Here is a 9,616-nt window from a genome sequence, read left to right as displayed (position 1 = left end):
ATTCAATATATTATCGCCATTACATTCATCAGGAATTACGACATAAGGCCGATGAAAAAATACGCCACTGTCTGACTGCCTTTCTGCGCGATTTTCCGTATAAAGAGAAACTAAAGTGTAAACAGCGCACGAGAGACTTGCGAAAAACTCTCTTGGTGCTAATGTGAGCGCTCCAAATACAGACTTTTCTGATTTGGGGACTCTTTTTGCCGTCCTGGCGTGTGTAATCGTTTTATCAAGGAATAAGCAGTATGCGTAAAATCGCATTTTTTCTTGCGATGCTTTTATTGCCGTGCGTTTCATTTGCCGGTTTGCTGAGCAGCGGCAGCCCAACCACGCCAATCAGCAAAGAATATAAGCAGCAATTGATGGGGTCCCCTGTCTATATTCAGATCTTTAAAGAAGAGCGGACGCTCGATCTGTACGTCAAGATGGGCGAACAGTATCAGCTGCTCGACAGCTATAAGATCTGTAACTACTCCGGTGGCTTAGGGCCCAAACAGCGTCAGGGTGATTTCAAAAGTCCGGAAGGGTTCTACAGCGTTCAGCGCGGGCAACTCAAACCAGACAGTCGCTTTTATAAAGCCATTAACATTGGCTTCCCTAACGCCTACGATCGTGCGCACGGCTACGAAGGTAAGTACCTGATGATCCACGGTGCCTGCGTTTCTGTCGGTTGCTATGCGATGACCGACAACGGTATTGATGAGATTTTCCAGTTTGTGACCGGCGCTCTGGTATTCGGCCAGTCCAGCGTTCAGGTGAGCATTTACCCGTTCCGCATGACTGACGCGAACATGCAGCGCCATAAGTTTTCGTATTACAAAGATTTCTGGTCGCAGCTAAAACCGGGATACGATTACTTTGAACAAACGCGTAAGCCACCGACCGTTTCCGTTGTCGATGGCCGTTATATCGTCAGCAAGCCGTTGAGTCACGAAGTCATTCAGCCACAGCTGGCATCAAACTACACGCTCCCCGAGACAAAATAGCGCCCACTCGCCTGGCATAATCTTTTGCCAGGTTTCGTTGCCCGTCAGTGGCTGAGTAGCAATAACAGTGACCACATCATTGGGTGTGGTCTCTGAGCTAAAATCAATTTCCACATCCTGATCCAGCAATGTCGCCACGCCAAACGGCGCACGACGCGTGATCCAAAACAGGTTGGTCGAACAGAAGGCCATCACATAGCGCCCGTCAGACAATAGCATGTTGAAGACGCCCTTCTCTCGCAGTTCTCCTGCCAGCGCCGCGATATATTTAAACACCGCCGTCATATTACCTGGCGTGCGCGGATAACGCTCGGTCAGCTTATGCAGCAGCCAGCAGAAGGCTTTTTCACTGTCGGTTTCGCCGACCGGACGGAAATTACCGGTTTCCAGCGATTTATAGCCGCTCAGCTGTCCGTTATGGGCATAGGTCCAGTTGCGTCCCCACAGTTCACGCGTAAACGGGTGGGTATTTTCCAGCGCCACTTCACCCCGATTCGCCTGACGAATATGGGCAATCACGGAACAGGATTTAATGGGATAGTCTTGAACCAGTTTGGCGATAGGCGAATTAAAGCTGGGTTGCGGATCTTTAAACGTACGGCAGCCCTTACCCTCGTAAAATGTAATACCCCAGCCGTCTTTGTGCGGCCCGGTACCTCCGCCGCGCTGAACCAGCCCGGTGAAGCTAAAGCAAATATCGGTTGGCACATTGGCGCTCATCCCGAGCAGTTCGCACATACATCACCTACCTTAAAACGGTTAATTGCCTGATAAGACCAGCAAAGCACAGCTCGTAGGCCGGATAAGACGCTTGCGTCGCCATCCGGCACAATACCCGATGGCGCTTCGCTTATCGGGTCTACAAGTTCCAGGTCCGATAAGACCGGCAAAAATTACCCGCTTACTTAACCATCTCTTTTTCGATCAACTGGATCAGGATATGGATCACTTTGATATGAATTTCCTGGATACGGTCGGCATAGCCAAAGTGCGGCACGCGAATTTCAATATCTGCGCTACCGGCCATTTTACCGCCATCTTTGCCGGTCAGGGTGATGACTTTCATTCCCTTCTCACGCGCCGCAGCAATCGCTTTAATCACGTTACCGGAGTTGCCCGATGTGGAGATGCCTAGCAGGACATCGCCTTCACGGCCAACCGCTTCAACGTAGCGGGAGAATACATAATCGTAACCAAAATCGTTGCTGACGCAGGAGATGTGGCTGACGTCAGAGATAGCGATAGCCGGGTAGCCCGGGCGGTTTTCACGATAGCGTCCAGTCAGCTCTTCGGCGAAATGCATCGCATCGCAATGGGAGCCGCCATTACCACAGGAAAGTACCTTCCCACCGGCTTTGAAGCTATCTGCCAACAGGACCGCCGCGCGTTGAATGGCGTGAATATTGGCGTCATCTTTAAGAAAATTAGCCAGCGTTTCCGCCGCTTCGCTCAGTTCGTTACGAATAAGATCCTGGTACATGAGGATATCCTTCAGCATGAATGTAAATGACAAGATGCAGTGTACCGGATAGCGCTACCAGCGAGAAGTACAAGCCACAGGAATGGCTGCTGCTTTTGATTTTTTGTGCCGGTTAAAACAACAACAATGTGAGCTTTGTTGTAATTATTTTGTAAACACATTGCTAAAAGAATTTACATACACTACAACCATATCATCACAAGTGGTCAGACCTCCTACAAGCAAGGGAGCTTTTCGTTATGATGATTTTGAGTATTATCGCTACGGTTGTTCTGCTCAGCGTTCTGTTTTATCACCGCGTGAGCTTATTCCTCAGCAGCTTAATTTTGCTCGCCTGGACGGCTGCGCTCGGCGTGGCTGGCCTGTGGTCAGTCTGGCTGCTGGTTCCTCTGGCCATTATTCTCGTACCGTTTAACTTTACCCCGATGCGTAAATCCATGATTTCCGCTCCCGTGTTCCGCGGTTTCCGTAAAGTCATGCCGCCAATGTCGCGTACTGAAAAAGAAGCGATCGATGCCGGTACAACCTGGTGGGAAGGTGACCTGTTCCAGGGCAAACCTGACTGGAAAAAACTGCACAACTATCCGCAGCCGCATCTGACTGCTGAAGAGCAGGCGTTTATCGATGGCCCAGTGGAAGAAGCATGCCGCATGGCGAACGACTTCCAGATAACCCATGAACTCGCGGATCTGCCGCCGGAATTGTGGGCATATCTAAAAGAACACCGCTTCTTCGCAATGATCATCAAGAAAGAGTACGGCGGGCTGGAATTCTCTGCGTATGCTCAGGCTCGCGTACTGCAGAAGCTCTCCGGTGTTTCTGGGATCCTGGCGATCACCGTCGGCGTGCCTAACTCATTAGGCCCTGGTGAACTGCTGCAGCATTACGGCACCGAAGAACAGAAAAACCACTATCTGCCGCGTCTGGCACGTGGTCAGGAAATCCCGTGTTTTGCACTGACCAGCCCGGAAGCCGGCTCTGATGCAGGTGCGATCCCTGATACCGGCGTGGTTTGTATGGGCGACTGGCAGGGCCAGCAGGTGCTGGGTATGCGCCTGACCTGGAACAAACGCTATATCACGCTGGCTCCTATTGCTACCGTTCTGGGTCTGGCGTTTAAACTCTCTGACCCAGAAAAACTGCTGGGTGGTGAGGAAGATCTTGGCATTACCTGTGCGCTGATCCCAACCTCAACGCCGGGCGTACAAATTGGCCGTCGTCACTTCCCGCTGAACGTGCCGTTCCAGAACGGACCTACGCTGGGTAAAGATGTCTTCGTTCCGATTGATTACATTATTGGTGGCCCGAAAATGGCCGGTCAGGGCTGGCGTATGCTGGTGGAATGTCTGTCCGTAGGACGCGGCATTACCCTGCCATCTAACTCTACGGGCGGCGTTAAATCCGTCGCCATGGCGACTGGCGCATATGCGCATATCCGTCGCCAGTTCAAAATCTCTATCGGCAAGATGGAAGGTATTGAAGAACCGTTGGCACGTATCGCCGGTAACGCCTATGTGATGGATGCCGCAGCGTCGCTGATTACCTACGGCATTATGCTGGGTGAGAAACCCGCGGTGCTGTCGGCTATCGTGAAATATCACTGTACTCACCGTGGACAGCAGTCAATCATCGATGCAATGGATATTACTGGCGGCAAAGGCATCATGCTTGGCGAAAGTAACTTCCTGGCCCGTGCTTATCAGGGTGCACCGATCGCCATTACCGTCGAAGGCGCCAACATCCTGACGCGTAGCATGATGATCTTCGGTCAGGGCGCAATTCGCTGCCATCCGTATGTACTGGAAGAGATGGCTGCGGCGCAGAATAACGACGTGAATGCGTTCGACAAACTGCTGTTTAAACATATTGGTCACGTAGGCAGTAATAAAGTGCGCAGCTTCTGGCTTGGTTTGACTCGCGGGTTAACCAGCAGCACGCCAACCGGTGATGCCACCAAGCGTTACTACCAGCACCTGAACCGTTTGAGTGCCAACCTGGCATTACTTTCAGATGTGTCCATGGCCGTATTGGGTGGTAGCCTGAAGCGTCGTGAACGTATCTCTGCTCGACTGGGTGATGTGTTAAGTCAGCTGTATCTGGCCTCCGCTGTGCTGAAGCGTTATGACGATGAAGGCCGGAATGAAGCCGACCTGCCGCTGGTTCACTGGGGCGTACAGGATGCGTTGTACAAAGCTGAACAGGCGATAGACGACTTGCTGAAAAACTTCCCGAACCGCCTGGTTGCCGGGTTGCTGAATGTGGTCATCTTCCCTACCGGTCGCCACTACCATGCACCGTCTGACAAGCTGGATCATAAAGTCGCGAAGATTCTGCAGGTTCCAAGCGCCACCCGTTCTCGTCTTGGTCGCGGTCAGTACCTGACGCCAAGCGAACACAACCCGGTTGGCTTACTGGAAGAGGCGTTGCTGGATGTCATTGCAGCCGACCCAATCCACCAGCGGATCTGCAAAGAGTTGGGTAAAAATCTACCGTTTACCCGCCTGGACGAGCTGGCACATAACGCGCTGGCCAAAGGACTGATTGATAAAGACGAAGCGGCGATTCTGGTGAAAGCCGAAGCAAGCCGTCTGCGCAGTATCAATGTTGATGATTTTGAACCCGAGGCGCTGGCGACTCAGCCGGTAAAGTTGCCAGAGAAAGTGCGTAAGGTCGAAGCAGCATAACGCTAACGCACAACGTTCAGCCCCGCTAAATGCGGGGCTTTTTATTGCCACATTTTCGTTAATGCTCATGCTACAGTGTCAAAATGCTGTTCAACGAGGAGCCTCGACCGTGCCAGGTTTAAAAATTACTCTGCTGCAACAACCACTGATCTGGATGGATGGCCCAGCCAACCTGCGCCATTTCGACAGACAACTGGAAACCGTCACCGGGCGTGACGTTATTGTGTTGCCTGAGATGTTTACCAGTGGATTTGCGATGGAAGCGGCAAACAAATCGTTGCCGCAAGAGGAAGTTGTAAGCTGGATGCGTAGCAAAGCGCAGCAGACGAATGCCCTGATAGCAGGTAGCGCGGCGATACAGTCTGAACGGGGACCCGTGAATCGTTTTTTGCTGGTTGAACCCGAAGGCACCGTGCATCTCTATGACAAACGCCATCTGTTCCGCATGGCAGACGAACATCAGCATTATCAGGCCGGTGAAGAACGCATCATCTTTGAATGGCGTGGTTGGCGTATTCTGCCGCTGGTCTGTTATGACCTGCGTTTTCCGGTGTGGTCACGTAACCGTAATGACTACGACCTCGCCTTGTATGTTGCCAACTGGCCCGCACCGCGCTCGCTGCACTGGCAGGTTCTGCTCACCGCACGGGCAATTGAAAATCAGGCGTATGTAGCAGGATGTAACCGTGTGGGAACCGATGGTAACGGCCATCATTATCGCGGTGATAGCCGGGTCATCAACCCACAGGGTGAAGTCATTGCCACCGCCGAGCCGCATCAGGCAACGCGAATTGATGCTGAGCTGTCGCTTTCGGCGCTACGCGAGTACCGCGAGAAATTTCCTGCCTGGCAGGATGCTGACGCTTTCACCCTGTAGAGATCGCCTTCCCTCCCGCCACGGACCTTGTATCCACGGCGGGATTGTTTCACTCCGTAACCAACCGCAAAACAAATTCGCGTGGCGACATGCATCGGGCAACGTATTCTGCAAGGGATAATCACGCGTCATTAACGAGTGATCTACACTATCAATAATTCCCTTATCAGGATGTCTAAATGAAGAACTTCGTACGTATGACCTTGCTGGCTGCCACTCTGGCTGGCGCCTCTTTTAGCACGCTTGCAGCAAACGTATCCAACGTTCCCGCGCCGGCTCAGGATCCGGTCGTTCAACACCTTAAGTTGACCAACGACCAGGTGGCGCAGATTAAAAAACTGCACCAACAGCTGGAAAACAACGTTGACCAGATTTCAGTGAAAGACGTTAAAGACGGTGCGCTGATTGACGTCATCAAGTCCGGGAAATGGGATGATGCCGCCGTTAAGAAACAGCTTGCCGCGTTCAGCAACATCGAACAACAGGCGCGTTATTATCGCGTGAAATATTACTTTGATCTGAGCAAAGTGCTCACCCCAGAGCAGCGCCAACAGGTACAAAAAGATATCGCCCAGACGCTGAGCGAGTAACAACGGCGGCCTGCAATGAAACATTATTGCAGGCTTTTATTTTTGGTGGATTAAAACGACGAAAGCCTGAATCATTTCTGATTCAGGCTTTCTGAATAGTGGCGGAATGGACGGGACTCGAACCCGCGACCCCCTGCGTGACAGGCAGGTATTCTAACCAACTGAACTACCACTCCGCGTTGTGTTCCGCTTGGGAACGAAGCGAATATTACGGATTGCCTCGCGCCTCGTCAACGCTTTTTCTCACGTTTTTTAATCGTTTGCTGCAAAAATCACCCGAATGACCATTTCTGTACTGTAAATACCAGAACTAGGCCCGCCAGAGGCAACTTCCGCCCTTCTTCTGTACCAGGTCAAGGCGCGACTCATGGGCTGCCAGCTCTTCATCAGTAGCGAAAACAACGCGTAATTTACTGGACTGACGCACAATGCGCTGGATCCCCGTATCATTCTGCTGCTGGCTGTCACCTTCCATAGAGAACGCCATGGTGGTCTGCCCGCCGGTCATCATCAGATAAACGTCGGCCAGAATCTGGGCATCGAGCAATGCGCCATGCAGAGTACGCTTGCTGTTGTCTATCTCATAGCGCGAGCATAACGCATCAAGACTGTTACGCTTGCCAGGAAACATTTTCCTCGCCAACGCCAGGCTGTCGGTCACTTTACAGAAGGTGTTCGTCTTCGGGATATCGCGATTGAGTTTCGCGAACTCGTAGTCCATAAAGCCGATATCAAACGATGCGTTATGGATGACCAGCTCCGCGCCACGGATATAGTCAAGAAACTCATCGGCGACATCGGCGAACGTGGGTTTATCAAGCAAGAACTCATCGGCGATTCCGTGTACGCCAAATGCTTCCGGGTCCACCAGCCGGTCCGGCTTCAGGTAGACGTGGAAGTTATTTCCGGTCAAACGGCGGTTTACCACTTCAACCGCGCCGATCTCAATAATCTTATGGCCTTCGTAGTGGGCACCAATCTGGTTCATACCGGTGGTTTCGGTATCGAGGACTATCTGTCGTGTAATTCCAGTGCTCATAGCGGTCATTTATGTCAGACTTATCGTTTGATTTCGATTTGCTAAAACAGGAAGTCTACCAGAGATGCTTAAACAGGTAGAAATTTTCACCGATGGTTCTTGCCTGGGAAACCCAGGTCCTGGCGGTTATGGGGCTATCTTACGCTATCGCGGGCGCGAAAAAACCTTTGCCGAAGGGTACAACCTCACCACCAATAACCGTATGGAGTTGATGGCGGCAATCGTCGCGCTGGAAGCACTTAAAGAGCCATGTGAAGTGGTACTCAGCACCGACAGCCAGTACGTGCGCCAGGGCATTACACAGTGGATCCACAACTGGAAAAAACGCGGCTGGAAAACCGCAGATAAAAAGCCAGTGAAGAACGTCGATCTGTGGAAACGTCTGGATGCCGCACTTGGGCCGCACCAAATCAAATGGGAATGGGTTAAAGGGCATGCGGGTCATCCGGAAAATGAACGCTGTGATGAACTTGCACGTGCTGCGGCAATGAGTCCCAACCAGGATGATGTTGGGTATCAGGCAGAGTCTTAAGCGTCTGGCTTGCGGTATTGTCGGGTTGCCCCAACAGCCTGGCGGATGCGTGCCTTACTTTTACTTTGTTTCATCGGATTGAGCGTAAGCGGAATGGTTCGCTTGCGCGCGACAACCAACTGAAGACAGCCCAGTGCCGGAATATGCGCACTTAACATTTTACCGCCTTGCTTCGCCCAGGGCAGCACGTGGAACCGGCTATAGTGCAGCACCTCAAAATTCAGCAAAGAGAGCCAATCCAACTGGCGCATCAGGGTAAACATCCGGCTGTTGTAAGGCGGTGTTTTACGTAGCACTGGCACCAGCTTACGCAATCCCATCAGGCTAACCGGGTTAAACCCGCTCAGAATTAACCAGCCATCATCAATCAGTACCCGGTCGGCTTCACGTAATAAGCGATGCGGATCGGCGCACCACGGTAGTGTATGAGCCAGCAGACAGACATCCACGGATTTATCGGCAAAAGGAAGGTGTAAAGGATCGGCCGTAACCTGCATGGGCGAACCTTGCAAAGAAACATTTACCTGATGAGAAACCGCGCACGCTTCGGAATTGATTTCTGCGCTTAAATTACCAATCTTAAGCAGATGAAATCCGTACATTTTTGCGAACCACGGGTTAAGCTGATGTTCCAGCGCCTCACGATAGTGCTCACCCCAGGGTAAATCATCCCAGCTAACGGGCGCTACGACAGTTTGAGGGATCCTTGCCGGTTTCATCACAACCTTCCGTTACGCATTGAGAGGTAATTTATGAATCTTAACAGTATTCCCGCATTTCAGGACAATTACATCTGGGTCCTGACAAATAATGAAAGCCGTTGCCTGATTGTTGATCCGGGCGAAGCCGCTCCCGTCCTGAAAGCGATTGCAGAACATCACTGGGTGCCGGAGGCCATTCTCCTGACCCATCACCACAATGATCATGTTGGCGGTGTGAAAGAACTTTTGCAACATTTCCCACAATTAGTGGTTTACGGGCCGGCTGAAACGCAAGATAAGGGAACGACCCATATAGTCAAAGATGGCGATATTGCACTCGTTTTAGGGCATGAATTTAAGGTAATTGCTACGCCGGGTCACACTTTAGGACATATCTGTTACTTTAGCCAACCTTATCTATTTTGCGGAGATACACTCTTTTCAGGCGGTTGTGGCAGACTATTTGAAGGTACAGCTTCACAGATGTATCAATCACTTAATAAATTAAGTGCGCTTCCTGATGATACATTGATCTGCTGCGCTCATGAGTACACATTAGCAAACATGAAGTTTGCCTTAAGCATTCTGCCGCACGATTCGTGCATAAATGAATATTATCGTAAAGTTAATGAGTTACGCGTAAAAAAACAAATGACACTACCCGTAATTCTGAAAAATGAGCGGCGAAATAATCTTTTTTTAAGAACGGAAGATATTGATT

At 51.1% G+C, this 9,616-nt stretch carries 9 protein-coding genes, 1 tRNA gene and 1 pseudogene; 6 read left to right on the top strand and 5 right to left on the bottom strand.

Annotation, left to right across the window (positions count from 1 at the left end; all coding sequences use genetic code 11):
• The first annotated feature begins 251 nt into the window (after positions 1–251).
• Positions 252–992 carry a peptidoglycan meso-diaminopimelic acid protein amidase gene (gene dpaA, locus NNO02_RS21560; RefSeq protein WP_271442044.1) on the top strand — a complete coding sequence of 247 codons (741 nt, stop codon included), beginning with the start codon at positions 252–254 and terminating at the stop codon, positions 990–992.
• On the opposite strand, the gene NNO02_RS21555 is transcribed toward dpaA, so the two are convergent.
• Complete coding sequence (locus NNO02_RS21555; RefSeq protein WP_069323846.1) at positions 963–1,730, bottom strand: class II glutamine amidotransferase; 768 nt, start codon at positions 1,728–1,730, stop codon at positions 963–965. The genes dpaA and NNO02_RS21555 overlap by 30 nt on opposite strands.
• Before the next feature lie 163 nt (positions 1,731–1,893).
• Positions 1,894–2,472 carry a D-sedoheptulose 7-phosphate isomerase gene (lpcA, locus tag NNO02_RS21550; protein WP_016151815.1) on the bottom strand — a complete coding sequence of 193 codons (579 nt, stop codon included), beginning with the start codon at positions 2,470–2,472 and terminating at the stop codon, positions 1,894–1,896.
• A gap of 239 nt (positions 2,473–2,711) precedes the next feature.
• Between lpcA and fadE the strand changes: the two genes are divergently transcribed.
• The 3 genes from fadE to NNO02_RS21535 all read left to right on the top strand — a co-directional run bounded on the left by fadE (position 2,712) and on the right by NNO02_RS21535 (position 6,623).
• Positions 2,712–5,156 (top strand): acyl-CoA dehydrogenase FadE, encoded by a 2,445-nt coding sequence (gene fadE / locus NNO02_RS21545; RefSeq protein ID WP_271455694.1) that lies wholly within the window; start codon positions 2,712–2,714, stop codon positions 5,154–5,156.
• 109 nt (positions 5,157–5,265) lie between these two features.
• Complete coding sequence (locus NNO02_RS21540; protein ID WP_271455693.1) at positions 5,266–6,033, top strand: amidohydrolase; 768 nt, start codon at positions 5,266–5,268, stop codon at positions 6,031–6,033.
• Between the two features lie 179 nt (positions 6,034–6,212).
• Positions 6,213–6,623 carry a Spy/CpxP family protein refolding chaperone gene (locus tag NNO02_RS21535; RefSeq protein WP_271442047.1) on the top strand — a complete coding sequence of 137 codons (411 nt, stop codon included), beginning with the start codon at positions 6,213–6,215 and terminating at the stop codon, positions 6,621–6,623.
• A 99-nt stretch (positions 6,624–6,722) separates the two neighbouring features.
• Here NNO02_RS21535 and NNO02_RS21530 read toward each other — a convergent pair.
• Both NNO02_RS21530 and dnaQ read right to left on the bottom strand, forming a co-directional pair.
• Positions 6,723–6,799, bottom strand: a tRNA-Asp gene (locus tag NNO02_RS21530).
• A gap of 134 nt (positions 6,800–6,933) precedes the next feature.
• Positions 6,934–7,662, bottom strand: coding sequence for a DNA polymerase III subunit epsilon (gene dnaQ, locus NNO02_RS21525; RefSeq protein WP_170974423.1), 729 nt, complete (start codon positions 7,660–7,662; stop codon positions 6,934–6,936).
• On the opposite strand from dnaQ, the pseudogene rnhA reads away from it, so the two are divergent.
• Positions 7,616–8,194: pseudogene (gene rnhA / locus NNO02_RS21520) on the top strand (ribonuclease HI). The gene dnaQ and the pseudogene rnhA overlap by 47 nt on opposite strands.
• On the opposite strand, the gene NNO02_RS21515 reads toward rnhA, so the two are convergent.
• Entirely contained in the window at positions 8,191–8,913 is a 723-nt protein-coding gene (locus NNO02_RS21515) for a class I SAM-dependent methyltransferase (RefSeq protein WP_271450287.1), read from the bottom strand. The pseudogene rnhA and the gene NNO02_RS21515 sit on opposite strands and share 4 nt — an antisense overlap.
• A 33-nt stretch (positions 8,914–8,946) precedes the next feature.
• Between NNO02_RS21515 and gloB the strand changes: the two genes are divergently transcribed.
• The coding region (gloB, locus tag NNO02_RS21510; RefSeq protein ID WP_271455692.1) for a hydroxyacylglutathione hydrolase at positions 8,947–9,616 on the top strand (670 nt) is incomplete at its 3' end.

Origin of the sequence: Citrobacter sp. Awk 2, assembly GCF_028069815.1 — a bacterium.
Taxonomy (GTDB): domain Bacteria; phylum Pseudomonadota; class Gammaproteobacteria; order Enterobacterales; family Enterobacteriaceae; genus Citrobacter.
This window is presented reverse-complemented; position numbering and strand designations above follow the sequence as displayed.